This is a genomic window from Bradyrhizobium sp. IC3123 (assembly GCF_020193625.1).
Lineage (GTDB): Bacteria > Pseudomonadota > Alphaproteobacteria > Rhizobiales > Xanthobacteraceae > Bradyrhizobium > Bradyrhizobium yuanmingense.
The window spans coordinates 296,033-321,423 of record NZ_JADYVF010000005.1 but is presented as its reverse complement, the minus strand read 5'-3'; the positions used below and the strand labels follow the sequence as shown (position 1 = coordinate 321,423).

Annotated in this window: 25 protein-coding genes; 20 read left to right on the top strand and 5 right to left on the bottom strand. The window is 64.1% G+C overall.

Annotated features, from left to right (window positions below; all coding sequences use genetic code 11):
- Positions 1–10 precede the first annotated feature (10 nt).
- The 3 genes from I6F20_RS19050 to I6F20_RS19040 form a co-directional block, all read right to left on the bottom strand.
- Positions 11–982, bottom strand: coding sequence for an ABC transporter permease (locus I6F20_RS19050; RefSeq protein ID WP_225127377.1), 972 nt, complete (start codon positions 980–982; stop codon positions 11–13).
- Between the two features lie 10 nt (positions 983–992).
- Entirely contained in the window at positions 993–1,973 is a 981-nt protein-coding gene (locus I6F20_RS19045) for an ABC transporter permease (RefSeq protein ID WP_036025775.1), read from the bottom strand.
- Between the two features lie 103 nt (positions 1,974–2,076).
- Complete coding sequence (locus tag I6F20_RS19040) at positions 2,077–3,672, bottom strand: ABC transporter substrate-binding protein (RefSeq protein WP_225127375.1); 1,596 nt, start codon at positions 3,670–3,672, stop codon at positions 2,077–2,079.
- Between the two features lie 328 nt (positions 3,673–4,000).
- On the opposite strand from I6F20_RS19040, the gene I6F20_RS19035 reads away from it, so the two are divergent.
- From I6F20_RS19035 to I6F20_RS19010, 6 genes are all read left to right on the top strand, one after another.
- Positions 4,001–4,258, top strand: a complete 258-nt coding sequence (locus I6F20_RS19035; protein ID WP_036004778.1) for a DUF6489 family protein — start codon at positions 4,001–4,003, stop codon at positions 4,256–4,258.
- Positions 4,258–5,058 (top strand): esterase/lipase family protein, encoded by an 801-nt coding sequence (locus I6F20_RS19030; protein WP_225127373.1) that lies wholly within the window; start codon positions 4,258–4,260, stop codon positions 5,056–5,058. The genes I6F20_RS19035 and I6F20_RS19030 overlap by 1 nt, the downstream gene beginning before the upstream one ends.
- A 45-nt stretch (positions 5,059–5,103) precedes the next feature.
- Positions 5,104–6,654, top strand: a complete 1,551-nt coding sequence (locus I6F20_RS19025; protein WP_036025769.1) for a WS/DGAT/MGAT family O-acyltransferase — start codon at positions 5,104–5,106, stop codon at positions 6,652–6,654.
- A 10-nt stretch (positions 6,655–6,664) separates the two neighbouring features.
- Positions 6,665–7,660, top strand: a complete 996-nt coding sequence (locus I6F20_RS19020) for an alpha/beta fold hydrolase (protein ID WP_225127371.1) — start codon at positions 6,665–6,667, stop codon at positions 7,658–7,660.
- Between the two features lie 132 nt (positions 7,661–7,792).
- The gene (locus I6F20_RS19015; protein WP_225127370.1) at positions 7,793–11,029 is read left to right on the top strand and encodes a bifunctional cytochrome P450/NADPH--P450 reductase; all 3,237 of its coding nucleotides are present in this window, start codon (positions 7,793–7,795) and stop codon (positions 11,027–11,029) included.
- 139 nt (positions 11,030–11,168) lie between these two features.
- The gene (locus I6F20_RS19010) at positions 11,169–11,843 is read left to right on the top strand and encodes a polyamine aminopropyltransferase (RefSeq protein WP_109144507.1); all 675 of its coding nucleotides are present in this window, start codon (positions 11,169–11,171) and stop codon (positions 11,841–11,843) included.
- 13 nt (positions 11,844–11,856) lie between these two features.
- On the opposite strand, the gene I6F20_RS19005 is transcribed toward I6F20_RS19010, so the two are convergent.
- A complete protein-coding gene (locus I6F20_RS19005; RefSeq protein ID WP_225127369.1) occupies positions 11,857–12,318 on the bottom strand; it encodes a nuclear transport factor 2 family protein in 462 nt (153 codons plus the stop codon).
- A 122-nt stretch (positions 12,319–12,440) separates the two neighbouring features.
- The gene (locus tag I6F20_RS19000) at positions 12,441–13,355 is read right to left on the bottom strand and encodes an alpha/beta fold hydrolase (RefSeq protein WP_225127368.1); all 915 of its coding nucleotides are present in this window, start codon (positions 13,353–13,355) and stop codon (positions 12,441–12,443) included.
- Positions 13,356–13,517: 162 nt separating this feature from the next.
- On the opposite strand from I6F20_RS19000, the gene I6F20_RS18995 reads away from it, so the two are divergent.
- The 14 genes from I6F20_RS18995 (at position 13,518) to paaK (ending at position 25,343) form a co-directional block, all read left to right on the top strand.
- Positions 13,518–13,898, top strand: coding sequence for a hypothetical protein (locus I6F20_RS18995; protein WP_036004795.1), 381 nt, complete (start codon positions 13,518–13,520; stop codon positions 13,896–13,898).
- Positions 13,895–14,977: a PHA/PHB synthase family protein gene (locus I6F20_RS18990; RefSeq protein WP_225127367.1), complete on the top strand. Its 1,083-nt coding sequence runs from the start codon at positions 13,895–13,897 to the stop codon at positions 14,975–14,977. The genes I6F20_RS18995 and I6F20_RS18990 overlap by 4 nt, the downstream gene beginning before the upstream one ends.
- The gene (locus tag I6F20_RS18985) at positions 14,974–15,567 is read left to right on the top strand and encodes a GNAT family N-acetyltransferase (RefSeq protein ID WP_225127366.1); all 594 of its coding nucleotides are present in this window, start codon (positions 14,974–14,976) and stop codon (positions 15,565–15,567) included. Before I6F20_RS18990 ends, I6F20_RS18985 begins: the two co-directional genes overlap by 4 nt.
- Before the next feature lie 223 nt (positions 15,568–15,790).
- Positions 15,791–16,246, top strand: a complete 456-nt coding sequence (locus tag I6F20_RS18980) for a phasin (protein ID WP_036004804.1) — start codon at positions 15,791–15,793, stop codon at positions 16,244–16,246.
- A gap of 186 nt (positions 16,247–16,432) precedes the next feature.
- Entirely contained in the window at positions 16,433–17,719 is a 1,287-nt protein-coding gene (locus I6F20_RS18975) for a DUF445 domain-containing protein (protein WP_225127365.1), read from the top strand.
- Positions 17,720–17,919: 200 nt separating this feature from the next.
- On the top strand, positions 17,920–18,690 hold the full coding sequence (locus I6F20_RS18970) for an esterase/lipase family protein (protein ID WP_225127364.1): 771 nt from the start codon (positions 17,920–17,922) through the stop codon (positions 18,688–18,690).
- Between the two features lie 131 nt (positions 18,691–18,821).
- Positions 18,822–19,688 carry a phenylacetic acid degradation operon negative regulatory protein PaaX gene (gene paaX, locus I6F20_RS18965; RefSeq protein ID WP_036004811.1) on the top strand — a complete coding sequence of 289 codons (867 nt, stop codon included), beginning with the start codon at positions 18,822–18,824 and terminating at the stop codon, positions 19,686–19,688.
- A gap of 74 nt (positions 19,689–19,762) precedes the next feature.
- Positions 19,763–20,755, top strand: coding sequence for a 1,2-phenylacetyl-CoA epoxidase subunit PaaA (gene paaA / locus I6F20_RS18960; protein ID WP_193760390.1), 993 nt, complete (start codon positions 19,763–19,765; stop codon positions 20,753–20,755).
- 9 nt (positions 20,756–20,764) lie between these two features.
- Positions 20,765–21,052: a 1,2-phenylacetyl-CoA epoxidase subunit PaaB gene (paaB, locus tag I6F20_RS18955; protein ID WP_015687593.1), complete on the top strand. Its 288-nt coding sequence runs from the start codon at positions 20,765–20,767 to the stop codon at positions 21,050–21,052.
- 13 nt (positions 21,053–21,065) lie between these two features.
- Positions 21,066–21,842 (top strand): 1,2-phenylacetyl-CoA epoxidase subunit PaaC, encoded by a 777-nt coding sequence (gene paaC / locus I6F20_RS18950; protein WP_225127363.1) that lies wholly within the window; start codon positions 21,066–21,068, stop codon positions 21,840–21,842.
- On the top strand, positions 21,836–22,336 hold the full coding sequence (paaD, locus tag I6F20_RS18945) for a 1,2-phenylacetyl-CoA epoxidase subunit PaaD (protein WP_370143314.1): 501 nt from the start codon (positions 21,836–21,838) through the stop codon (positions 22,334–22,336). Before paaC ends, paaD begins: the two co-directional genes overlap by 7 nt.
- Before the next feature lie 2 nt (positions 22,337–22,338).
- On the top strand, positions 22,339–23,421 hold the full coding sequence (gene paaE, locus I6F20_RS18940; RefSeq protein ID WP_225127361.1) for a 1,2-phenylacetyl-CoA epoxidase subunit PaaE: 1,083 nt from the start codon (positions 22,339–22,341) through the stop codon (positions 23,419–23,421).
- Between the two features lie 101 nt (positions 23,422–23,522).
- Positions 23,523–23,972 (top strand): hydroxyphenylacetyl-CoA thioesterase PaaI, encoded by a 450-nt coding sequence (gene paaI / locus I6F20_RS18935; protein WP_225127359.1) that lies wholly within the window; start codon positions 23,523–23,525, stop codon positions 23,970–23,972.
- A 39-nt stretch (positions 23,973–24,011) separates the two neighbouring features.
- Positions 24,012–25,343, top strand: coding sequence for a phenylacetate--CoA ligase PaaK (gene paaK, locus I6F20_RS18930; RefSeq protein WP_225127358.1), 1,332 nt, complete (start codon positions 24,012–24,014; stop codon positions 25,341–25,343).
- Positions 25,344–25,391: the final 48 nt, after the last annotated feature.

The following is a 25,391-nucleotide window of genomic DNA, read 5'->3' as shown; positions in this document are numbered from 1 at the left end:
CGAGGCGTATTCATCGAAGCTTCGGATTGAGCGCGTCGCGCAGCCAGTCGCCGAGCAGATTGATCGACAGGATCAGCGCCGCGAGCGCGAGCCCCGGGAAGGCGACGATCCACCATTCGCCGGCGAACAGATAATTGTTGCCGATGCGGATCAGCGTGCCGAGCGAGGGCATGGTGTCGGGCAGGCCGACGCCGAGGAAGGACAGCGTCGCCTCGGTGATGATGGCGAGCGCAAGGTTGATGGTGGCGATGACCAGAATCGGGCCCATCGTGTTCGGCAGCACGTGCCGCAGCATGATCTTCGGCGCCGGCAGGCCGATCAGCTGTGCGGCGGCGACGTAGTCCTTGTTCTTCTCGACCATCACGGAGCTGCGCACCGTCCGGGCATAGCCAACCCAGAAGCTCAGGCCGATCGAGATCACCAGCACCACCAGCATGCTGGTGGCGTCCAGCCGGTTGCCGAGGATTGATTTCGCGATGCCGTTGACCAGCAGCGCGATCAGGATTGCAGGGAATGTCAGCTGCACGTCGGCGATCCGCATGATCACGCCGTCCACTGCGCCGCCGAAATAGCCGGCGATCAGGCCGAGGGCGATGCCGAGCGCGCCGGCGAAGATCACGCCGGCGACACCCACGGCGAGCGAGATGCGCATGCCATAGAGAATCGCGGAGAACACGTCGCGGCCCTGCTCGTCGGTGCCAAGCAGGAACGGGCTCTGGCCGTCCGCAGTCCACAGCGGTGAAATCCGCGAATTCATCAATTGCAGCTGTGCCGGATCGAACGGGTTCTGCACCGCGAGCACGGATGCAAAGATCGCAAGCAGGAAGAACAGGACCGTGATGGCCGCAGCCACCATGGTGAGCTTGGAGCGGCGGAACGAATAGAACAAGTCGCTGTCGAGCGTGCGGCTGAACCAGCCATGGGCGACCTGCGCCGGCTGCGCGCTTTGCTTGTCGGAATTGGAGACGACTGCGTCGGACATGCAGGCTGCCCTATGCGGCGCGACCGACGGTCGAGCGCAGGCGCGGATCGACCACCGTGTAGAGAATGTCGACCACCAGATTGATGGTGACGAAGATCAGTGAAACCATCAGCAGGTAGGCGGCCATAATCGGAATGTCGACGTTTTGCACGGCCTGGACGAACAGAAGCCCCATGCCCGGCCATTGGAACACGGTTTCAGTGATGATCGAAAATGCAATAACCGAGCCAAACTGAAGCCCTGCGACGGTGATCACCGGAATCAGCGTGTTCTTCAGCGCGTGGCCGAAATGGATCGCACGCGTGGTCAGCCCCCTGGCGCGGGCGAAGCGGATATAGTCGGTCCGCAACACTTCCAGCATCTCCGCGCGCACCAGCCGCATGATCAGGGTCATCTGGAACAGGCCGAGCGTGATCGAAGGCATGATCAGTGCCTTCAGTCCCGACACCGTAAGCAGGCCCGTCGTCCACCAGCCGAGCTTGACCACCTCACCGCGGCCGAACGAGGGCAACCAGCCCAATGTCACTGCGAACAGGTAGATCAGGAGAATGCCGATCAGGAAGGTCGGCAGCGAGATGCCGATCAGCGAGACCGCCTGGAATAGTTTGGCCAGCACGGTATCGCGCTTGAGCGCCGAATAGACGCCCATCAGGATGCCGAACACCATTGCAAACACGGTCGCACAGATCGCAAGTTCCAGCGTCGCGGGCATGCGCTCCATCAACAGCGTCGCGACCGGCTGGCGGAACTGGTAGGAGACGCCGAACTTGAACTGCGCCGCATCGGCGAAATAGCGCACGAATTGCACCGGCACGGGGTCGTCGAGGCCGAGCGACTTGCGCACGATCGCGCGTTCGGCGGCCGAGGTGTCGATCGAGACGATCTGGTTGACGGGGTCGCCGGCGAAGCGGAACATCGAGAACGCGATGATGCCGACGGCGAACATGACGCCGATGGCCTGAACGGCGCGGCGAAGCGTGAAAGCGAGCATGCCTTCCACTGTCCTTGGGTGAGCGTACGGCCAACGTCCTTGTCGGCCGGAAAGAAGAGGTCCCGGAAGGCGGATGCCGCCGGGACCTCGTGTTCAACCGACGCTATTCCTTCTTGGTTGCCCAGTGGAACATGACGAGATTGTCGGCGCGCTGCGGCAAGTTCACCTTCTTCGACACGCCCCAGGCCAGCGCCTGCTGGTGCAGCGGGATGTAGGACCAGTCCTTTGTGCCGATGTCGTAGGCCTGCTTGATCAGCTGGTTGCGCTTGGCGGTGTCGGTTTCGACCAGCACCTTGTCGGTGATGGCGTCGAACTCCTTGTTGCAATAGCCGCCTAGATTGGCCTCGCCGCGCGAGGATTTCGCATCGTCGCGGCAGCCCATGATGTCGTAGAGCACGTTGTGGGAGTCCATCGTGCTCGGGGTCCAGCCCAAAAGGTAGAACGAGGTCTGGTAGCCGCCCTGCTTCAGCACCTTGGCGAAGTACTGCGCCTTCGGCTGCGCCAGGAGATTGATCTTGACGCCGATGCGGGCGAGCATGCCGACCACGGCCTGGCAGATCGCGGCATCGTTGACGTAGCGATCGTTCGGGCAGTCCATGGTGACCTCGAAGCCGTCGGGGTAACCGGCTTCGGTCAGGAGCTTCTTGGCGCCGTCGGGATCGAATTTCGGCCGCGTGAACTCCTTGGACAGCACGAACAGTTCCGGCGCGATCATCAGCGCGGACGGCGTCGACAGCCCGCGCATCACGCGCGTCTTGATCAGCTCGATGTCGATCGCCTTGTAGAAGGCCTCGCGGACGCGGACGTCCTTGAACGGGTTCTTGCCCTTGATGTTGGAGTAGAGCAGCTCATCGCGCATCTGGTCGAAGCCGATGAAGATGGTGCGCAGCTCCGGCCCCTTCAGCACCTGAGCGTTCGGGCTGGAATCGACGCGGGAGATGTCCTGGATCGGAACCGGCTCGATGACGTCGACTTCGCCCGAGAGCAGGGCGGCGACGCGGGTGGCGTCGGAAGCGATCGGGGTAAAGATGATCTCCTTGAGATTGCCCTCGACCTTGCCCCAGTAATTGGGATTGGCCTTGAACACCGTCTTCACGCCGGGCTGATGGCTTTCAATGATGAAGGGACCGGTGCCGTTCTCGTTCAGTGAGGCATAGCTCGGCGTGGTCGCCGCCACCGGCGTCGGATCGACGACGTTGTTCTCCTCGGCCCATTTCTTGTTCATGATGTACCAGACATCCCACGCGTTATGCAGAATGGGATTTGGCGAGGGCAGGACGAAGTCGACCGTGTAGTCATCGACCTTGATCACCTTGACGTCCGGCGCAAGGCGAGTCTGCATGTTCGACCCCTTCTTGCGGACGCGATCGGCCGAGAACACCACGTCGTCGGCGGTGAAGGGGTTGCCGTTGTGGAATTTCACGCCCTTGCGCAAATGGAAGCGCCAGCGCGTCGGCTCCGGGGTTTCCCAGCTTTCCGCCAGCGCCGGAATGATCTTGAGGTCCTTGTCGCGCGCCGTGAGGCCCTGATAGACGTGGCCGAGATGAGCGTGGGTGGTGCTCTCGTTCAGGGTATAGGGATCGAGCGACTTCAGGTCACCCTGGTTGGCATAACGTAGCGTCTGGCTCGATGCTGGCGAGACCGCCAACGCGAGCGTGCCGGCGAGTGTCGCCGCAAACAGACTTTGACCGACTGACATTCTTGACCCTCTCCACACTTCCGCGCCGGTGATTTTTGATTGTTCGGCGAGGCTGACTGATCCATGTTGCCCAGAGTTCTCGACCCGTGCAAGCGTCATTCCAGCAAGGAACGCGCCAAGTTGCACCGCTGTGCAGCAATGCTGCCCGGCGTCCCCCGGGGCCGGCCGGCGAGCTTCTGCGCGGGTCGCGGGCCAGCCAATTTGATTGATTGACCATACGAGCCGATTGGGGAAGCCGATCCCAGCGGCTTCCCCTCAGGTCGCTTGCCTTGCAGACCTTCTCGCGGTGATACTCCGACGGGCCGCTCGAATCTCATCTGGAGGGGACATGAAGGTTAACATCGAAATCGACTGCACCCCCCTTGAGGCCCGCCAGTTCTTCGGTCTGCCCGATGTGGGGCCGATGCAGACGGCCGTGATGGACAAGCTGCAGCAGCAGGTTCTCAGCAACATCGAGAAGGTCTCGCCGGAATCGCTGATCCAGAGCTGGTTCACCTTCGATCCCAAGATCGCCGAGCGGTTTCAGGACATGTTCGTCGCGATGGCAGGCCTCGGCGGCACGCGCAGCGGCGACAAGAAAAAATAGTGTCGCCCGGGCCGGACGGGGCGCTGCAAGAAGGCCGGCTTCGTCCGCCGGGTCTCGGCCTGCTGCTCGCCGAGGCCCGTGGGCTATTCGAGTTGAATGCGAGCCTCTTGCTGTCGCCGCTCCTGATGCGGGCGCCGCGGGGCGATGGCCATCCGGTGCTGGCGCTGCCGGGCTTTCTCGCCAGCGACCTCTCGATGGTGCCGATACGGCGCTACCTCAGCGAGCTCGGTTATGCGCCGCATGCCTGGCGGATGGGCCGCAATCTCGGCGGGCTCGGGCGCATGCGGGATTCGCTGCGCATGCGCTTGGCCGAAATCCATGCCGCCACGGGACGCAAGGTCAGCCTGGTCGGTTGGAGTCTCGGCGGCGTCTATGCCCGCGATCTCGCGCTTTGGGCGCCGGACAAGGTCCGCTACGTCGTCACACTCGGCAGCCCTTTCGCCAACGATGTGCGGGCGACCCACGCGACGCGGCTCTATGAGACGTTATCCGGCGAGAAGGTGGAGGACTATGCGGAAGCACGCGAGGCGATTGCCGGCGATCTGCCGGTGCCGGCAACGTCGATCTATTCGCGCGCCGACGGCGTCGTGAACTGGCGGACCTGTCTGCTGCGCCCCTCCGACCGTGCCGAGAACATCGAGGTGCACCTGGCGAGCCATATTGGGCTTGGCGTGAACCCGGCGGTGCTGTGGGCCGTGGCGGATCGCCTGGCGCAACCGGAGGGAGACTTCCGGCCATTTGACCGGGCGGGGCCGTTTGCCATTGCATATGCCCCGCCGGACCGGGCAGTATCGGCCTGACGAGAAGCGCCGCCAAGGCGCCCGTCGAATACTCGGGAGGGAACCATGGCTGACGGTAAGAAGCTGTCGTCGCTTGACGCGTCGTTTCTCTATCTGGAAACACCGGAGATGCCGATGCATGTCGGCAGCATGGCGATCTTCCGCCTGCCTGACGACTACAAGGGCGATTTCTTCGAAGAGTTCAAGGCGATGATCGTCTCGCGCCTGCACATCGCGCCGATTCTCAAGGCGCGGCTGGAGAAGGCGCCGCTCGACATCGATCATCCCTCCTGGGTCGAGGACGACCAGTTCGACATCGACCGCCACATCTTCCGGGCAAGCCTGCCGCAGCCGCGCGACCGCGCCACGCTCGAGCGCATCGTCGGCTGGATGCATGCCAAGCTGCTCAACCGCGCCCGTCCGCTCTGGGAGTTCTACGTGTTCGAGGGCATGAAGGACAACGAGGTCGGGCTCTATTCCAAGATGCACCATGCCGCGATCGATGGCGGCGCCGGTGCGGCGCTGACCAACATGATCTACGACATCTCGCCGATCCCGCGGAAGGTCGATCCGCCGACCGCGGGCAGCAAGCCCGGGCAGGAGCCGCGCGACATCGCCGCCAACCTGCTCGACTCCTATCAGCAGCTGTTCAGCCAGCCGCTGGAGGCTTCGCAAGCGGCGAAGAACCTGCAGCTGCCCCGCACCGGCAAGAGCGATATCGGCTCGATCCTGTTCGACAACGCTATGTACCAGATCGAGAGCGCGGTGCGCTTCGCCGGCAACATCCCGACCGTGCTCAAGAGCGTCTCCGACGTGCTCGGCAAGATCGCCGATCCGAAGTCGCGCGAGAGCCTTGCCAGCATGGTGTCGCCGCCGACCATGCTCAACAAGACGATCTCCTCGGAGCGGAGCTTTGCCGGCGTATCGATCCCGCTGTCGCGGGCGAAGGCGCTGGCCAAGCAGGCCGGCGGCAAGCTCAACGACGTGGTGCTGGCGCTCGCCTCCGGCGTCGTCCGCCGCTATCTCCTGCGATACGGCACGCTGCCGGCGAAATCCCTGACCGCAGCGGTGCCGATCTCGCTGCGGGAGGAGGGCAACACCGAGGCCAACAACCAGGTGTTCGGCATGATCTGCTCGATCGCCACCAACATCGAGGATCCCAAGGCGCGGCTGGAAGCGATCATCGCGCAATCAACCAAGTCCAAGGAGATGTCGCATCCTTTGCGGGCTTTGATGCCGCAGGTCTCCAACATCTCGATGCTGGGCGCGCCGATCATGGTGCAGATTCTGGCGCTGCTCTATAGCCGCTCGAACCTCTCCGACGTGCTGCCGCCCGCGGCCAACATCACCGTGTCCAACGTGCCCGGGCCACGGCAGACGCTCTATGCCGCCGGTGCCGAGCTCTTGCACATCTTCCCGGTGTCTATCTCGACCCACGGGCAGGCACTCAACATCACCGTGCAGAGCTATCGCGACCAGCTCGATTTCGGCTTTATCGTCGGTGCCAACATCATTCCGCATGTGCAGGTGATGTGCGACATGCTGCCTGAGGAATTCGCCGCGCTGGAGGCGGCGTACACGCCGCCGGCCGCTGATATCAAGGGCGCCGCCGAGTAAGGAATTTGCAATGATTGAAATGCCGCCGCTCAAGTTCGCGACGACGAACGGAATCCGCATGGGCTATTACGAGGCGGGCCCGTCCGATGACAAACCGCCGGTCGTGCTGTGCCACGGCTGGCCGGAGCTCGCATTCTCCTGGCGTCACCAGATCAAGGCACTAAGCGAGGCCGGCATCCGCGTAGTCGCGCCCGACCAGCGTGGCTACGGCGCGACCGACCGGCCCGAGCCGGTCGAAGCCTATGACATGGAGCACCTGACCGGCGATCTCGTCGGTCTGCTCGATCATCTCGGGATCGACAAGGCGATCTTCGTCGGCCACGACTGGGGCGGCTTCGTCGTCTGGCAGATGCCGCTGCGGCATCCCACGCGCGTCGCCGGAGTCGTCGGCGTCAACACCCCGCATTGGGACCGCATGCCGATCGACCCGATCGTGCTGTTCCGCCAGCGTTACGGCGACCAGATGTACATCGTCCAGTTCCAGGATCCCGCGCGCGAGCCGGACAAGATCTTCGGCAGCCGCGTCGAGCAGACCTTCGACGCCTTCATGCGCAAGCCGCTGGCAAAGCCGGCAGCGAAACCGGACGAGCCGCCGATCGCGGGTGTCGGCGCCTCGTCGAAGACCAACCTGGCTTTCCCGCAGATGATTGCGGCGTACGACGCCAAGGTCGATCCGCGCACGCCGATCCTGTCGGCTGATGAGAAGAAGGTGTTCGTCGACACCTTCACGAAGACCGGCTTCACCGGCGGCATCAACTGGTACCGCAACTTCACCCGCAACTGGGAGCGCGCCGAGGGGCTGGACCACCACATCCACGTGCCCTCGTTGATGATCATGGCGGAGAATGATGCCGTGCTGCCGCCCTCGGCGGCCGACGGCATGGAGAAACTGATCGATGATCTCGAGAAGTATCTGGTGAAGGACAGCGGCCATTGGACGCAACAGGAGAAGCCGGAGGAGGTCAGCGCCAAGCTGATCGAGTGGCGGAGAAGGCGGTTTGGCTAGCGGTCGTCATTGGGAACGCGTCATTGCGAGGAGCGAAGCGACGAAGCAATCCAGACTGCCTCCACGGATACATTTCTGGATTGCTTCGCTTCGCTCGCAACGACGACATTGAGGCAGGGGGACTACATTTCGATGTCATCCAAGAACCGTCTGGACCCGATTCCGCAGCCGCCGACCAAGCCAGTGGTCGGCAATATGCTGTCGCTGGACGCGGCCGCTCCCGTGCAGCACCTGACGCGGCTTGCCAAGGAGCTCGGTCCGATCTTCTGGCTTGACATGATGGGCTCGCCGATCGTCGTCGTCTCCGGCCACGATCTCGTCGACGAGCTCTCCGACGAGAAGCGGTTCGACAAGACGGTGCGCGGCGCGCTGCGGCGCGTGCGTGCGGTCGGCGGCGACGGCCTCTTCACCGCCGACACCCGTGAGCCGAACTGGAGCAAGGCGCACAACATCCTGCTGCAGCCTTTCGGCAACCGCGCCATGCAGTCCTATCACCCGAGCATGGTCGACATCGCCGAGCAGCTCGTCCAGAAATGGGAGCGGCTCAACGCCGACGACGAGATCGACGTCGTCCACGACATGACCGCGCTGACGCTGGATACGATCGGCCTGTGCGGCTTCGAGTACCGCTTCAACTCGTTCTACCGGCGCGACTACCATCCTTTCGTCGAGTCACTGGTACGATCGCTCGAAACCATCATGATGACGCGCGGCCTGCCGTTCGAGCAGCTCTGGATGCAGAAGCGGCGCAAGACGCTGGCCCAAGACGTCGCCTTCATGAACAAGATGGTCGACGAGATCATCGCCGAGCGGCGCAAGAGCGCGGAAGGCATCGACGACAAGAAGGACATGCTCGCCGCGATGATGACCGGCGTCGACCGTTCCACCGGCGAGCAGCTCGACGACGTCAATATCCGCTACCAGATCAACACCTTCCTGATCGCAGGGCACGAGACCACCAGCGGCCTGTTGTCCTACACGCTCTATGCGCTGCTCAAGCACCCGGAGATCCTCAAGAAGGCCTATGATGAGGTCGACCGCGTCTTCGGCCCCGACGTCAACGCCAAGCCGACCTATCAGCAGGTGACGCAGCTCACCTACATCACGCAGATCCTCAAGGAGTCGTTGCGGTTGTGGCCGCCGGCGCCGGCCTATGGCATCTCGCCGCTGAACGACGAGACCATCGGCGGCGGGCAGTACAAGCTCAGGAAGGGAACGTTCGTCACCATCCTGGTGACGGCGCTGCATCGTGATCCCAGCGTGTGGGGTTCCAACCCCGACGCCTTCGACCCCGAGAATTTCAGCCGCGAGGCGGAGGCAAGACGGCCGATCAATGCTTGGAAGCCGTTCGGCAACGGCCAGCGCGCCTGCATCGGCCGCGGCTTCGCCATGCACGAGGCAGCGCTCGCGCTCGGCATGATCCTGCAGCGCTTCAAGCTGATCGACCACCAGCGCTACCAGATGCACCTGAAGGAGACGCTGACCATCAAGCCGGAAGGCTTCAAGATCAAGGTGCGGCCGCGCGCCGATCGCGAGCGCGGCGCCTATGGCGGGCCAGTTGCGGCTGCGTCCTCGGCGCCAAAGGCGCAGCGTCAGCCCACCACGCGGCCCGGCCACAACACGCCGATGCTGGTGCTCTACGGCTCCAATCTCGGCACCGCCGAGGAGCTCGCAACGCGCATGGCCGATCTTGCCGAGATCAACGGTTTTGCCGTGCATCTCGGCCCGCTCGACGACTATGTCGGCAAGCTGCCGCAGGAGGGCGGGGTGCTGATCATCTGCGCCTCCTATAACGGCGCGCCGCCGGACAATGCGACGCAGTTCGTCAAATGGCTCGGCGAGGATCTGCCGAAGGATGCCTTCGCCGGTGTGCGCTACGCCGTGTTCGGCTGCGGCAACAGCGACTGGGCCGCGACCTATCAATCGGTGCCGCGCTTCATCGACGAGCAATTGTCGAAGCATGGTGCGCGCGCGGTCTATCCGCGCGGCGAGGGCGATGCGCGCAGCGATCTCGACGGCCAGTTCCAGAAATGGTTCCCGGCGGCCGCGCAAGTCGCGACCAAGGAGTTCGGCATCGACTGGAATTTCACCCGCGCCGCCGAGGACGATCCGCTCTATGCAATCGAGCCGGTCGCGGTGACCGCCGTCAACACCATCGTCGCCCAGGGCGGCGCAGTGGCGATGAAGGTGCTGGTCAATGACGAGCTCCAGAACAAGTCCGGCGCGAATGCTTCCGAGCGCTCGACGCGCCACATCGAGGTGCAGCTGCCGGCCAACCTCAGCTACCGCGTCGGCGATCACCTCAGCGTCGTTCCGCGCAACGATCCTACGCTGGTTGATTCAGTTGCCCGCCGCTTCGGCTTTTTGCCGGCCGATCAGATCAGGCTCCAGGTGGCCGAAGGCCGACGCGCGCAATTGCCGGTCGGCGCGGCCGTGTCGGTCGGCCGTCTGCTCAGCGAGTTCGTCGAGCTGCAGCAGCTCGCGACGCGCAAGCAGATCCAGATCATGGCCGAGCACACCCGCTGCCCCGTCACCAAGCCGAAGCTGCTGGCCTTCGTCGGCGAGGAGGCGGAACCGCTCGAGCGCTATCGCTCCGAGATCCTCGCCAAGCGCAAATCGGTGTTCGACCTGCTGCTCGAATATCCGGCTTGCGAACTACCGTTCCACGTCTATCTCGAAATGCTGTCGCTGCTGGCGCCGCGCTATTACTCGATCTCCTCCTCGCCGTCGGTCGACCCCGCGCGTTGCAGCGTCACGGTCGGCGTGGTCGAAGGTCCGGCTGCCTCCGGCCGCGGCACCTACAAGGGCATCTGCTCGAACTATCTCGCCAACCGGCGGGCGGGCGATACGATCTACGCAACCGTGCGCGAGACCAAGGCGGGCTTCCGCCTGCCGGATGATCCATCCGTGCCGATCATCATGATCGGCCCGGGCACCGGACTTGCGCCGTTCCGCGGCTTCCTCCAGGAGCGCGCGGCGCGCAAGGCGAAGGGAGCCACCCTCGGTCCATCCATGCTGTTCTTCGGCTGCCGCCATCCCGACCAGGATTTTCTCTACGCGGAGGAGCTGAAGGCGATGGCGGCGAGCGGCATCACCGAGCTGTTCACGGGGTTCTCGCGCGCGGACGGGCCGAAGACCTATGTGCAGCATGTGCTCGCGGCGCAGAAGGACAAAGTCTGGCCGCTGATCGAGCAGGGCGCGATCGTCTATGTTTGCGGCGATGGCGCGAAGATGGAGCCGGACGTAAAGGCCGCGCTCGTCGCGATCCATAGCGAGAAGAGCCGCAGCGATGCTGCGGCAGGCGCGCGCTGGATCGAGGAGATGGGCGCGAACAACCGCTATGTGCTGGACGTCTGGGCGGGAGCGTAGCCGCAGATCGTAGGGTGGGTTAGCCCCGCGGATTGCGCGAAGCGCAAACCGCTAGGCGTAACCCACCAATTCTGTCCGAGCGGCGGGTTACGCCTTCGGCTAACCCACCCTACAATCCTGTTCGTGCTAAAGCATTCCCATGATTCCCTGGGAAAAGATCGACACCGCCAAGATCCCCGGTTCCGACGAGGAGCTCCGCCTGATGCGGCGGGGCAAGGAGTTCTCCATCAAGCTCGGCACCAACGAGCTGATGAACAGCCGCCTGTCGGGGTCGGAAGCGGCGCTGGCAACCCTTGCCGCGAAGCAGATCGAGAAAGTCGCAAAGCCCGTCGTTCTCATCGGCGGTCTCGGCATGGGTTTTACGCTACGCGCGGCGCTGGCCGTGCTCGGAGCCCAGGCGAAGATCGTGGTCTCCGAGTTGGTGCCGTCGGTCGTCGCCTGGGCGCGAGGCCCGATGGCCGAGGTCTTCGGCGATAGCCTCGATGATGCCAGGGTGAGCATTCGCGAGATCGATGTCGGTGAAATCATCCGGGCGAAGCGTTCGGCCTTCGACGCCATCCTGCTCGACGTCGACAACGGGCCCGAAGGGCTGACCCGGAAGGGCAATGACGCGCTCTACGATGCGAGCGGGCTGCAGGTTGCGAAGACGGCGCTGCGGGCGGGAGGCGTGCTGGCCGTCTGGTCGTCGGGACCCAATCCGCCGTTCACAGGGCGCCTCAAGCGCGCCGGCTTCGACGTCAACGAAGTCAACGTTCGCGCCACCGGCAGAGGCGGCGGCGCGCGCCACGTGATCTGGATCGCGCGGAAAGGCTAGGCGCGCCTCGAGGCTAGAACATCGTGTTGCCGTTCGCCGGGTTTTCAGGAATCTCCTGAATGACGTCCCAATGCTCGACGATCTTGCCGTTCTCCAGCTTGAAGATGTCGACGATCGCGCGGCCCCTGGTGCCGGGCTCGCGAACGGAGTGGACGTGCAGGATGACGAAGTCGCCCTCCGCGAAGCTGCGCTTGATCTCGCTGCGCGAGTTCGGAAACTTCTCGCGCAGGAAGCCGATGAACTTCCGGAAGCCCTCCGGCCCGTCGGGAGCGGTTGGATTGTGCTGGACGTAACGGTTGCCGACATAGGCGAGGGCGGCGTCGGCGTCCTTCTGATTGAGGCCCTTCTCATAGAAGGCCAGCACAGTTTGGCGGTTGGCTTCTTCCTGCGCGCTGGCCGCCATCGCGGCGCCGCCGGCGAGAGACAACATGAGAATGGAAGCGGCCATTGCCGCCGATCGAATGATGAAGTGCATGTGAGCTCCGAGAGGCCGCAGCCTCTGTCTGGCGTCTGAGACGGTCTGTATAGCCTTCATCGGAACCCGCGTTAAGACAGGCACCGGCTGCTCACATGGTCACCTGGAGGAGACCGGCCGGCCTAGGCCGCCTGCGCCGCCGCGCCATGCGCGTGCTTGTCGATCGCGTCGATGATTTCCGGCCAGAAGCGCATGGGCAGCGCGTGGCCCATGCCCTCGATCATCAGCAGCTTTGCGTTCGGGATCGACGCGGCCGTGTCCTTGCCGCCTTCGGGGCGGACCAACGGATCGACGGTGCCGTGAATCACGAGCGTCGGAACCTTCACGGTGTGCAGCCGCTCCTTGCGGCTGCCCGAGGCAAGCACGGCGCGGAGCTGGCGGCCGACGCCGGCCGGATTGAGCCCGCGTGCAAACACGCGCTCGGCGCGCCCAAGGTCGAGCGCTTCCTCTTCCGGGAAATGCCCGGCGCGCAGCACCTTCCAGGTCTGGCCGTAGCGGACGATGAACTCCTCCTTGCTGCGCGGCGGCGGCGCCATCAGCACCGCGGCGGCCTCGCGGGTCGGCGGCGGTACGCGCGGATTGCCCGTCGTCGACATGATCGAGGTCAGCGAGCGCACGCTGTGCGGAAACGACAGCGTCACCTCCTGCGCGATCATGCCGCCCATGGACGCCCCGACGAGATGCGCCGACTTGATGCCGAGCGCATCCATCAGCCCGACCGTGTCCTTGGCCATGTCGATCAGCTTGTAGGTCGCGGCCACCGGGATGCGCAAGAAGCGCAGCTTCAGCAGCTCGAACGGCGTCAGCCGCTTGCCGCCGGTGAGATGGCTCGACTTGCCGATGTCGCGATTGTCGAAGCGGATCACGCGGAAGCCGCGTGCGGCGAGCTGCTCGCAGAATGCATCGTCCCAATGGATCATCTGCGCCCCAAGGCCCATGATCAGCAGCAGCGGCTCGGCATTGTCGTTGCCGAAGATCTCGTAGCAGATATCGATGCCGTTGGCGCGGACGGTCTGGGGCGGTTGATGGGCGGTCACGGGTTCCTCCTGCTGACCGATGCTGTATCGCACGGTTTCATTTCACGAAGAAGCCGCGTCTCCGACGTTGCGTCGGTTGCTTGCCGGTTGACCGGCACCGCGCAACGGTGTGGTATGGCGGGACAAGAAGGGTGCAAAGCCCTCCGCATTGGGAGGACGCCGATGACCGACAAGATCACCGATCCGGTCGCCTTGTGGCAGAAGATGGTTGGCGAAATGGAGAAGGGTTTCAACTCCTTCGCGACCAAGGCGATGGAGACGCCCGAATTCTCGCAGGCCATGAACCGCGCCGGCGGCGTTGCTGCAGGTGCTCAGAAGCAATTCGGCGATCTCATGGAGAGATACCTGATCTCGATGAACCTGCCGAGCCGCGAGCAGATGACCGGCATCGCGGAACGGCTCCAGTCGATCGAAGGCCAGCTCGGCGAGATCAAGTCGATGCTGAGCCAGATGTCGGCCACTTCGGGCGCGCCGCAACCCGGCGCCGCGCCGCGGCCACCACGAACCAAGCGTCCGCCGTCCGAAGGCGGAGACCAAAAATGAACGCGCCGGCGGGACTTGATCTTGCCTCGATCCCGGAGCGCATCCAGTCCGAGGTGCAGCGCGCGATTCAGCGCAGCATCAAGGGCGTCGAATATTTCTCGACCTCGGGCCCCTCGCTCGGCTCGACGCCAAAGGACGTGCTGCACACGCGCGGGACCATGAGCCTCTATCACTACCGGCCGATGTCGGACGAGATCTACCGCGTGCCGGTGCTGATCGTGATGGCAACCACCAATCGCGGCTACATCCTCGACCTCGTGCCTGGCCAGAGCTTCATCGAGTTCCTGCTGAAACGCGGCTACGACGTCTACATGCTGGACTGGAGCGCGCCGCGGCCGGAGGAGAAGGGTCTGCGCATGGAGGACTATGTCCTCGACTTCATTCCGGACTGCGTCCGCCGCGTGCAAGCCGATTCCGGCGAGCAGGACGTCTCCGTCATCGGCTATTGCTTTGGCGGCGTGCTGTCGCTGCTCTACGGCTCGATCCACAAGGACGGGCCAATGAAGAACCTGATCTGCTTCACCACGCCGATCGACTTCCGGGAGATGAAGCTGTTCTCGAACTTCTCCGACCGCCGCTATTTCGACGTCGACCACCTCGTCGACAGCGTCGGCAACGTGCCGCCGGAGATGATCCTGTCCTCGTTCGAGATGCTGCGGCCGGCCTCGCGCACGGTGAGCCAGATCCAGCTCTGGGAAAACATCTGGAACGACGAGTTCGTGAAGTCGTACCGCATGTTCGACCGCTGGGCGACCGACACGCTGCCGCTCGCCGGCGAATATTTCCGCACCATCACCAAGGACCTGATGTGGGATAACAAGCTGTTCAACGGCACCATGTCGGTCGGCGGCCGTGCGGCCAGGCTCGAGAACATCACGGTGCCGATCCTGCATGCGGTCGCCGAGCACGATCACATCGTGCCCTATGAGGCGGCCAAGCACCTGATCGCCAAGGTCGGCTCGACCGACAAGGAAGAGGTGATCCTGAAGGGCGGTCACGTTTCGCTCGTTGCCGGCGCCAACGCGGTGAAGCGGCTGTGGCCGAAACTGGATTCCTGGCTGGGAAAGAGATCGATATGAGCGAGCAGCGTTCCTATCCGCGCCATGTCAAGACCGACGCCGGCACTATCGAGATCCGCCTGATGTCGCCCGCGGACGAGGCCGCGGTGCTGGCTTTTGGCAAGGGCCTGCCGACCCATGACCTGTTGTTCCTGCCACGCAACATCAGCGAGCCGAAGGTGCTGTCGGCCTGGGTCAAGGAAATCGAGCGCGGAGCTATTCAGAGCCTGCTCGCGGTGAGAGAGGGCAGGGTCGTTGGTTGCGGCACGCTGGTGCGCGATCCCCATTCCTGGTCGCCTCATGTCGGTGAGATCCGGATGGTGGTTTCGCCCGAGGTCCGCGGCAAGGGCGTGGGCAAAGCGCTGTCGCAGGAGACTTTTGCGCTGGCGCTCGGAGCGGGCCTGGAAAAGCTCTCGGTCCAGATGACGGTGGATCAGCAGGCGGCGATCGCCCTGTTCGAGAGCCTCGGCTTCAAGGCCGAGGCCCTGCTGCGGGACCATGTCCGGGACGTCGACGGCAAGACCCACGACATCGTCGTGCTCGGCCATAACATCGCGCAGGTCCAGGCTCAGATGGAGGCCTACGGCCTGCCTGGCGCCGTGCAGCACTAAGCAGGAGGCGTCCGACATTGGGTCCGGATCGGAACCCATTCACGTGCCCCATGGCTACGGAAGCATCACGATGTCTCTCGTGAGAGTTGTTCACGATTTCGTGATATCGCACTGCAATATCAATATTGCGATGCACAATTAACCGTGCCATATAGGTCGTGCCCCGGGCCAATGCGGACGGGGTGAGCCCATAGCTCAAACCATTGAGGATGGAGAGAACCCCATGACCACTGAAACCAACACCGCTTTCGAGGGCTTCAAGGACGCTTTCAAGAACATCCAGAACCTGGAAGTTCCCGAGGCCGCCCGCGAATTCGTCAAGAAGACTGCCAATACCGCCAAGGACCGTGCTGCCGAGGTGTTTGCTGGCTCCGAGCGCGTGACCGCCGCCGTCGAGAACGCGGTGACCGAGTCCATCACCGAGGCCGGCAAGATCAGCCGCAACATCCAGCAGGCGATCTACGAGGACGCCGAGGCGTTCTTCTCGGGCATCGACAAGCTCGCGTCCGCCAAGTCGGTCAGCGAAGCCGTCGAGATCCAGTCGAGCCTGCTCCGCTCCCGCGGCGAAGTGTTCGTCTCGCGCGCCAAGGCGACCGCCGACTATCTCGGCAAGCTCGCCGCCAACGGTGCGAAGTCCGCTCAGGACAATTTCGCCAAGGTCTACAGCAAGACCGCCTGATCTGGCACCTGAGCACAAACTGAATTTGAGGCCCGCTTCGGCGGGCCTTTGTTTTTGCGCCGCCGTCATTGCGAGGAGCTCGCGACAAAATTGCGTAGCAATTTTGCGCTGATGCGACGAACAATCCAAAGTCTTTGAACGATTCTGGATCGCTTCGCTCGCAATGACGAGTACTGTGATGCAGTCATGGACTCATCTGTCACCTTTTCCTTCGACGCCCCCGGCGATGCCGAACGAGCGGCCGAGCTGCGCCGCGTCAAGGCGCTGGCGACTTTGGTGCTGGCCGCGACGCTGGCACTGTTCGTCGTCGCGAAATGGCTTCTGCCCGTGCATCCCGTGTTCGGCTTCATTGCCGCCTTCGCCGAGGCCGCGACCATCGGCGGGCTCGCCGACTGGTATGCCGTGGTGGCGCTGTTCAAGCGGCCGCTCGGCCTGCCGATCCCGCACACCGCGATCATCCAGAGCAACCAGGCCCGCATCGCCGACAAGCTCGGCGAATTCATCCAGGTGCATTTCCTCGAGGCGGGTCCAGTCGAAGCCAAGCTGAAGGAGATCGACTTCGGCTCCTTCGTCGCCGACTGGTTGCGCGACCGCAAGCGCAGCGACGACCTTGCGCGCTTTGCGCTGCGGCTGTTGCCGGAGGCCGTATCCGCAACCGAAAGCTCCGGCCTGATGACCTTCATCATCCGCCGCATGTCCTCGCAGCTCCAGGCGATCGACCTCGCGCCGCTGGCGGCCGGCACGCTGCGCGGCTTCGTCGCGGAGGGACGGCATCAGATCCTGTTCGACGATCTCCTGCGCGTGATGCACGAGACCTTGAACCAGACGGAGACGATGGCGATGATCCGCGAGAAGGTGCGCGCGGAATTGCCGACCCTGCTCAAGCTCTATCGTGCCGACAAGTTTCTGGTGAACAAGATCGTGGCCTCCGCCACCGCCTTCTTCAACGAAGTGCGCAGCGACCCCAAGCATCCGTTCCGCGGCGAGTTCGACCGCATGGTGCTGAACTTCGTCGACAGGCTCGGCACCGATCAGGCCTATATCGACCGCATCGACGGCCTGAAACGCGATCTCCTGGCGCGGCCGGAGCTCGCCGATCTCGCCCGCACCGTCTGGGCCAACACGCGCTCCTTCATCGAGCGCAGCGCGAGCGGCGAGACGCAGGTGCTGCAACATCATCTCGCCGGGATGTTCGTCTCAGCCGGCGAGGCGCTCGCCAGCGATGCCGAGTTGCGCGGCGAGATCAACAAGGGCCTCGTCACCGTGCTGCGCAGCTTCGTCGCGGACCAGAAGAGCGGCGTCTCCACCTTCATCTCCGATCAGGTCAAAGCGTGGAATATGACCCAGCTGATTTCGCTGATCGAGATCAACATCGGCCGCGACCTGCAATACATCCGCTTCAACGGCTCGTTGATTGGCGGGCTCGCCGGGCTCGCGCTCTACACCGTAGAATTCCTGCTCCGATGGTTGTGACTTTTGCGTCACGGCCGTTAGCATTAACGCGCGGACCTATTGTCGCCCCGCGTCTCTCCCGCTTGAATACCAGGAACCGGCCGCCTAGCTGATTCATGTTGCGCTGCGGAACGATCCAGAAGCCGGCGAGTTGGAATCTGTCTACGCATTTGCCGGCCTCGCCGGCCTCCTTTTCAGCGATTCTTCCTAGGGGACCATTGATGACCGCTACTGCCCAAACGCTGCGTCCGCCGTCCCGTACCTTGATGTTTCTGGAAGGACGCGCGATCCACGAGTTCGGCGCATTCCTCGGCGCGCTGCCGCTGCTGAGCCTTGCGCCGCGCGGCGATGGGCATCCGGTGCTGGTGCTGCCGGGCCTCGTGGCCTCCGACACCTCCACTGGCGCGCTGCGCACGTTTCTGAGCAGCAAGGGCTATGCAGTGGCTGGTTGGCGCCAAGGCCGCAACTACGGCCTGCGGCCCGGCGTGCAGGATGCGATGCTCGGTCAGATCCGAGAGCTCAACGACACCCACGGCCGCAAGATCAGCTTGGTCGGTTGGAGCCTCGGTGGCATCTATGCGCGCCAGCTTGCCAAGATGGTGCCGGACAGCGTGCGCCAAGTGATCACGCTTGGTAGCCCCTTTGCCGGCGATCCACGCTCGACCAACGCCTGGCGCGTCTATGAATGGGCGAGCGGCCGCAAGGCCGACGAGGTTGATCCGCGTTTCGGCGGCGAGCTTGTCGCTCCGCCGCCGGTGCCGACCACCGCCATCTTCAGCCGTACCGACGGAGTCTGCGCCTGGCAAGGCTGCATGGAGAAGACGGGCGCACAGACCGAGAGCATCGAGGTCGAGAGCAGCCATTGCGGCATGGGCCATCATCCGGCCGCCGTCTATGCCGTAGCCGATCGCCTCGCGCAGAAGGAAGGCCAGTGGCGCCCGTTCGATCGCAGCGGCTGGCGCAGCGTGGTGTATCCCGATCCGCATCGGTAGCGCTCCTCTTCACCTCTCCCTGCAAGCTGGGCGAGGTCGGATTGCATCGGAGATGCGATAGCGGGGAGAAGGAGAAGAGCCGTCGTCCCGCTCCACTGTCGCGCCTGCACCAAACGCGCTAAGGCTGCCGCATGGCGCATCCGCTCTCTCGTATCATCGACCAGCTCAAGCGCGAGCCCTCGCGCACCGGCTCCATCGTCATCACAGTGTTTGGTGATGCCATCGTGCCGCGTGGTGGCTCGGTGTGGCTCGGCACGCTTCTGGAATTCTTCGAAAGCCTCGACATCGACAGCGGCGTGGTGCGCACCGCGATGTCGCGGCTTGCCGCCGATGGCTGGCTGACGCGCGAGAAGGTCGGTCGCAACAGTTTCTATCGCCTGGCCGACAAGGGCCGCCAGACCTTCGAGGCCGCGACGCGCCACATCTACGATCCGCCGCCGTCCGACTGGACCGGACGTTTCGAGCTGCTGCTGATCGGCAATGGCGAGGATCGCGACGCATCGCGCGAAGCGCTGCGCAATGCCGGCTTCGGCAGCCCGCTGCCGGGCGTATGGGTCGCGCCATCGGGCGTTCCGGTGCCGGATGAGGCCGCGGGCGCGATCCGCCTCGAAGTCTCGGCGGAAGACGACAGCGGCCGCCGTCTGCTCAGCGCGAGCTGGCCGCTCGATCGGACCGCCGATGCCTATCTGAAATTCATGAAGACGTTCGAGCCGCTGCGCGCCGCGATCGCGCGCGGCACGGATCTGTCCGAGGCCGACGCCTTCACCGCGCGGATCCTCTTGATCCACCATTACCGCCGCGTCGTGCTGCGCGATCCATTGCTGCCCGAGAGCCTGCTGCCGCCGGATTGGCCGGGCAGGGCGGCCCGCGAACTCTGCGGCGAGATCTATCGCGCGCTGCTTGCTCCGTCCGAACAATGGCTCGACAGCCATGGAACCAATGAAAAAGGGCCGTTGCCGGCCGCGCGAAAGCTGCTGGAACGAAGGTTCGGCGCCTGACATTATGTTACAGAAATATCTTGCATGATGTAAATCTTGTTATATATTCTCTCCCAATAAACGGGAGGATGCGCATGTACACCCAGGCGCTGAACACGGCCGAGACCGCTGATCGCGATCTCGAGGACGCAGGCAAGGCTGCGCAATTCCAGGCCCGCGTCGATGCCGAGGAGCGCATCGAGCCGAACGACTGGATGCCGGCGGCCTATCGCAAGACGCTCACCCGCCAGATCTCCCAGCACGCCCATTCGGAAATCGTCGGCATGCTGCCCGAAGGCAACTGGATCACGCGCGCGCCGACCTTGCGCCGCAAGGCCGCGCTGCTCGCCAAGGTGCAGGATGAATGCGGCCACGGGCTCTATCTCTATGCCGCCGCCGAGACGCTCGGCTCCTCGCGCGAGGAGCTGGTCGACGCCATGCTAGCCGGCAAGGCCAAATATTCATCGATCTTCAACTATCCGACGCTGACCTGGGCGGACATCGGCACGATCGGCTGGCTGGTCGACGGCGCCGCGATCATGAACCAGATCCCGCTGTGCCGCTGCTCCTACGGGCCTTATGCGCGCGCGATGATCCGCGTCTGCAAGGAGGAGTCCTTCCACCAGCGCCAGGGTTACGAGATCATGGTGACGCTGTGCCGCGGCTCGGAGGAGCAGAAGGCGATGGCGCAGGACGCGCTGAACCGCTGGTGGTGGCCGGTGCTGATGATGTTCGGTCCGCCCGACGCGACGAGCCAGCACAGCGACACCTCGACGAAGTGGAAGATCAAGCGCTTCTCCAATGACGAGCTGCGCCAGAAGTTCGTCGATGCCACCGTGCCGCAGGCGCAATATCTCGGCCTCACCATTCCCGATCCCGGCATGACGCAGGACGCTGACGGCCACTGGCGCTACAGCGAGATCGACTGGACCGAATTCAAGCAGGTGCTGGCCGGCAACGGCCCGTGCAATCGCGACCGCATGGCCGCGCGCCGCAAGGCACACGAGGAGGGCGCCTGGGTGCGCGAGGCGGCAGCTAGCTATGCCGCCAAGCGCGCCCAGCGTCAGACCGCCCAGGCTGCCGAATAGGAGAGCGATATGGCCACGCCGAACACGCCGCTGTGGGAAGTCTTCATTCGCAGCCGCAACGGGCTCGCGCACAAGCATGTCGGTTCGCTGCATGCAAGCGATGCGACCATGGCGCTGCAGGCCGCCCGCGACATCTACACCCGGCGCGGCGAGGGCCTGTCGATCTGGGTCGTGCCCTCCAGCGCGATCACCGCGAGCGATCCCGCCGAGAAGGGCATGATGTTCGAGCCGGCGGAATCCAAGATCTACCGGCATCCGACATTCTACGAGGTGCCGGAAGAAGTGGGGCACATGTGATGGGGATGATGTGATGTCTTGCGCCAACATCCAGGTCTCCGAAACGCCGCTGGTGCTTTACGCATTGCGCCGCGCCGACGATGCGCTGATTCTTGGTCACAGGCTGTCGGAATGGTGCGGGCATGCGCCGATGCTGGAAGAGGACATGGCACTCTCCAACATCGCGCTCGACCTGATCGGCCAGGCGCGGGAGCTCTACACCTTTGCCGCCAAGGTCGAAGGCAGGGACAACGACGAGGACAAGCTCGCTTACTTGCGCGACGTGCGGCAGTACCGCAATCTTCTCCTAGTCGAGCAACCCAACGGCGATTTTGCCCAGACCCTGGTGCGGCAATTCTTCTATTCCGCCTTCGCCGATCTCTACTGGCGCGCGATGATGAATTCGCGCGGTGCGACGCTGGCGGCGATTGCTGCGAAATCGGAGAAGGAGAGCGCCTACCATCTGCGCCATGCCTCGGAATGGATTATCCGGCTCGGCGACGGCACTGAGGAGAGCCACGCGCGCACGCAAGGAGCGATCGATCATCTCTGGGCCTTTACCGGCGAGATGTTTGCCGTCGACGACGGCGAACGCGCGCTGATCCATGCCGGCATTGCCGTCGATCCCGCAAGCTTGCGCGGGCGCTGGCTGGCGACGCTCTCGGACGTCACGCGTGAAGCAACGCTCGCGCTGCCGCAGAACGAGTGGATGCAGCAGGGCGGCCGCTCCGGTCGTCACAGCGAGCATCTCGGCCACCTCCTGTCGGAGCTGCAATCGATGCAGCGGACTTTTCCGGGGCTGACATGGTGATGGTGACCGATGACGCCGCGCTGCGCCAGCGCGCCTGGGACGCCGCCGCCAGCGTGGTCGATCCGGAAATCCCGGTGCTGACCATCGGCGATCTCGGCGTGCTCCGCGACGTCGTTCTCGACGGCGATCATGTCGAGGTCGCGATCACACCGACCTATTCGGGTTGCCCGGCCATGAACATGATCGCGCTCGAAATCGAGGTTGCGCTGGAGCGCGCCGGTTTTCAACATGCAAAGGTACGGACCGTGCTGTCGCCGGCCTGGACCACGGACTGGTTGACCGAGGACGGACGCAAGAAGCTGCGCGCCTACGGCATCGCGCCGCCGCAAGCTTCAAACTCGCGCCGCGCGCTGTTCGGCGATCAGACGGTGGCGTGCCCGCAATGCGGCTCGGACAAGACAGAGCTGCTGTCCGAATTCGGCTCGACCTCCTGCAAGGCGCTCTGGCGCTGCAAGGCCTGCCGCGAACCCTTCGACTATTTCAAGTGCCATTGACCATGTCCGCAGCCGCACCGCGCTTCCATCGCCTCGCCGTCAGGGACCTCCGTCGCGAGGCTACGGACGCCGTCTCGATGACCTTTGCCATCCCCAACGAACTCGCCGGCGATTACGCCTTCACGCCCGGCCAGTATCTGACGCTGCGCGCCACGCTCGACGGCGAAGAGGTGCGCCGCTCCTATTCGATCTGTTCCGGCCCTGACGACGGCGAGATCCGTATCGCCGTCAAGAAGGTCGATGGCGGCGCATTTTCGAGCTGGGCCGCCGAAGATCTCAAATGCGGCGACGAGCTCGACGTGATGACGCCGACCGGCCGCTTCGGTCTGGTCCCGCCGACAGATCGTGCGCGCGTTCATGTCGGCTTCGCCGCCGGCTCCGGCATCACGCCGATCCTGTCGATCGTGAAGGGCGTGCTCGCGCGCGAGCCGGACAGCCGCTTCTTCCTGTTCTACGGCAACCGCACCACCGACAACGTCATGTTTCTCGAGACGCTCGAGGAGCTGAAGGATCGCTTCATCGATCGTCTCTCGATCTTTTACGTGCTCTCCGGCGAGGAGCAGGACATTCCGATCCTGCATGGCCGGCTCGACGGCGACAAGGTGAGGGTGCTGCTCCGCGCGCTGGTGCCGGCGGCCAGCGTCGATCACGTCTTCATCTGCGGTCCTCTTGGCATGAGTGAGGACATCGAGGCGACCTGCCGCGATCTCGGCATCGCGGACGAGCGCATCCATGTCGAGCGCTTCGTCTCCGAGTTCGGCGGCAAGCCGCGGCCGAAAAAGGCGGTTGCGCCCGACGCGCCGCCGAAGGCGATCGCCTCGCTGATCATCGACGGCAAGCGCCGCGACGTGCCCGTCGCCGAGGACGAGGCCATCCTCGATGCCGCGCTGCGCGCCGGCGTCGATCTGCCCTTCGCTTGCAAGGGCGGCATGTGCTCGACCTGCCGCGCCAAGCTGGTCGAAGGCGAGGCGCCGATGGACATCAACTATTCGCTGGAACCGTGGGAGCTCGAGGCCGGTTTTGTTCTCACCTGCCAGGCCAAGCCGTCCACCGAGCGCGTCGTGGTCGATTATGATCATGTCTGATCAGGCGTTCTGCGGCTCCGCAATGCAAATGCGTCGCAATATTTGACAGTGTGAGCCAACCAGAACAACATCATGAGCAAACGTCTGGCCGGGAGAAGCGCGTGAACGTGAAAGCCGCCCTGTCGTCTGAGGATATCGCCCGTGCCTGCGCCGATGCGATGTGGGCCGAGGACGATGCCTCCAAAGGTCTCGGCATGGAGATCGTCGAGATCGGCCCGGGCTTTGCGACGCTCGCCATGACGGTGCGGCCTGATATGGTCAACGGCCAGCGCATCGCCCATGGCGGCTTCATCTTCACGCTCGCCGATTCCGCCTTCGCGTTCGCCTGCAACTCGCACAATGAGCGCGTCGTGGCGGCACAGGGCCAGATCACCTTCATCAAGCCGGGCAAGCTTGGCGATCGTCTCATCGCAAGAGCGCGGGAGATCACCCGCGGCGGCCGCTCCGGCATCTACGACGTGCGTGTCACGGCGGGCGAGGTCGTCATCGCGGAATTCCGCGGACATTCCCGCGTCATTCCCGGCAAATGGCTGCCGGCGCAAGATCAATAAAACCAAACAAAAAAGAACAGGCAATGTGGGGAAACGAGGATGGCTCTGACGAGGCTCAAGGAAGGTGGCAACGCCTATAGCGCGGAGATGGACGCGCATGAGCGCGCCTCGCGCGACGAGATCATGGCGCTGCAGAGGCAGCGGCTAGCCTGGTCGCTGAAGCACGCCTACGACAATGTCGCGCATTACCGCAAGGCTTTCGACAAAGCGGGCGTGCATCCGTCCGACTTTCGCGATCTCTCTGATCTTGCCAAATTTCCGTTCACGGTGAAGACGGACCTGCGCGACAATTATCCCTTCGACATGTTCGCCGTGCCGCGCGAAAAGCTCGTGCGGGTGCATGCTTCATCCGGAACGACCGGAAAGCCGATCGTGGTCGGCTATACGCAGCGCGACATCGACACCTGGTCCGAGGTGATGGCGCGCTCGATCCGCGCCGCCGGCGGCCGCACCGGCATGATCATCCACAATGCGTATGGCTATGGACTCTTCACCGGCGGTCTCGGCGTGCACTACGGCGCCGAGAAGCTTGGCTGCACGGTTGTCCCCATTTCCGGGGGCATGACCGAGCGGCAGGTGCAGCTCATCAATGATTTCCGGCCCGACATCATCACGGTGACGCCGAGCTACATGCTGGCGATCCTCGACGAGTTCAAGCGCCAGAAGCTTGATCCGCGCCAGTGTTCGCTCAAGATCGGCATCTTCGGCGCGGAACCCTGGACCAACGCGATGCGCGCCGAGATCGAGGACGCCTTCGACATGGACGCGACCGACATCTATGGCCTGTCCGAGGTGATCGGCCCGGGCGTCGCTCAGGAATGCATCGAGACCAAGGACGGCCTGCACATCTGGGAGGATCATTTCTACCCGGAAGTGATCGACGCCGAGACCGGCGCGGTGCTGCCCGACGGCGAGAAGGGCGAGCTGGTCTTCACCTCGCTCACCAAGGAAGCCTTTCCGGTGATCCGCTATCGAACCCGCGACCTGACGCGGCTGCTGCCGGGAACGGCACGGCCGGGCATGCGGCGGATGGAGAAGGTGACCGGGCGCTCGGACGACATGATCATCCTGCGCGGCGTCAATCTGTTCCCGACCCAGATCGAGGAGGTGCTGCTCGCGACCGACTGGTGCGGCGGCCATTTCATCCTCGAGCTCACCCGGGAAGGCCGCATGGACGAGCTCACCATCATCGCCGAGGCGCGGCCCGAGAGCTGGGACGGCCGCGGCCTCGTCGACCATGCGGATCGAATTTCGACCCACATCAAGAATACGATCGGCGTCAGCTCCAGGGTGCAGGTAGTTGCGCCGGCCACGCTGGAGCGCTCGCTCGGCAAGGCCAAGCGGCTCTTCGACAAGCGGCCAAAGGACTGACCGGACGGATTGACTCGACCGGCGCCAGAGGCGACAAGGCCCGCGAGA

Excerpts from the sequence above, each read along its gene's own strand:
- I6F20_RS18975 (WP_225127365.1), top strand. The coding sequence starts at position 16,433 with ATGGACTCATCTGTCACCTTTTCCTTCGACGCCCCCGGCGATGCCGAA.
- paaC (WP_225127363.1), top strand. The coding sequence starts at position 21,066 with ATGTCTTGCGCCAACATCCAGGTCTCCGAAACGCCGCTGGTGCTTTAC.
- I6F20_RS18970 (WP_225127364.1), top strand. The coding sequence starts at position 17,920 with ATGACCGCTACTGCCCAAACGCTGCGTCCGCCGTCCCGTACCTTGATG.
- paaA (WP_193760390.1), top strand. The coding sequence starts at position 19,763 with ATGTACACCCAGGCGCTGAACACGGCCGAGACCGCTGATCGCGATCTC.
- I6F20_RS19005 (WP_225127369.1), bottom strand. The coding sequence starts at position 12,318 with ATGCACTTCATCATTCGATCGGCGGCAATGGCCGCTTCCATTCTCATG.
- paaE (WP_225127361.1), top strand. The coding sequence starts at position 22,339 with ATGTCCGCAGCCGCACCGCGCTTCCATCGCCTCGCCGTCAGGGACCTC.
- I6F20_RS19015 (WP_225127370.1), top strand. The coding sequence starts at position 7,793 with ATGTCATCCAAGAACCGTCTGGACCCGATTCCGCAGCCGCCGACCAAG.
- I6F20_RS19035 (WP_036004778.1), top strand. The coding sequence starts at position 4,001 with ATGAAGGTTAACATCGAAATCGACTGCACCCCCCTTGAGGCCCGCCAG.
- paaK (WP_225127358.1), top strand. The coding sequence starts at position 24,012 with ATGGCTCTGACGAGGCTCAAGGAAGGTGGCAACGCCTATAGCGCGGAG.
- paaX (WP_036004811.1), top strand. The coding sequence starts at position 18,822 with ATGGCGCATCCGCTCTCTCGTATCATCGACCAGCTCAAGCGCGAGCCC.
- I6F20_RS18985 (WP_225127366.1), top strand. The coding sequence starts at position 14,974 with ATGAGCGAGCAGCGTTCCTATCCGCGCCATGTCAAGACCGACGCCGGC.
- I6F20_RS18995 (WP_036004795.1), top strand. The coding sequence starts at position 13,518 with ATGACCGACAAGATCACCGATCCGGTCGCCTTGTGGCAGAAGATGGTT.
- paaD (WP_370143314.1), top strand. The coding sequence starts at position 21,836 with ATGGTGATGGTGACCGATGACGCCGCGCTGCGCCAGCGCGCCTGGGAC.
- I6F20_RS19040 (WP_225127375.1), bottom strand. The coding sequence starts at position 3,672 with ATGTCAGTCGGTCAAAGTCTGTTTGCGGCGACACTCGCCGGCACGCTC.
- paaB (WP_015687593.1), top strand. The coding sequence starts at position 20,765 with ATGGCCACGCCGAACACGCCGCTGTGGGAAGTCTTCATTCGCAGCCGC.
- I6F20_RS19050 (WP_225127377.1), bottom strand. The coding sequence starts at position 982 with ATGTCCGACGCAGTCGTCTCCAATTCCGACAAGCAAAGCGCGCAGCCG.
- I6F20_RS19020 (WP_225127371.1), top strand. The coding sequence starts at position 6,665 with ATGATTGAAATGCCGCCGCTCAAGTTCGCGACGACGAACGGAATCCGC.
- I6F20_RS18980 (WP_036004804.1), top strand. The coding sequence starts at position 15,791 with ATGACCACTGAAACCAACACCGCTTTCGAGGGCTTCAAGGACGCTTTC.
- I6F20_RS19045 (WP_036025775.1), bottom strand. The coding sequence starts at position 1,973 with ATGCTCGCTTTCACGCTTCGCCGCGCCGTTCAGGCCATCGGCGTCATG.
- I6F20_RS19010 (WP_109144507.1), top strand. The coding sequence starts at position 11,169 with ATGATTCCCTGGGAAAAGATCGACACCGCCAAGATCCCCGGTTCCGAC.
- I6F20_RS19025 (WP_036025769.1), top strand. The coding sequence starts at position 5,104 with ATGGCTGACGGTAAGAAGCTGTCGTCGCTTGACGCGTCGTTTCTCTAT.
- I6F20_RS18990 (WP_225127367.1), top strand. The coding sequence starts at position 13,895 with ATGAACGCGCCGGCGGGACTTGATCTTGCCTCGATCCCGGAGCGCATC.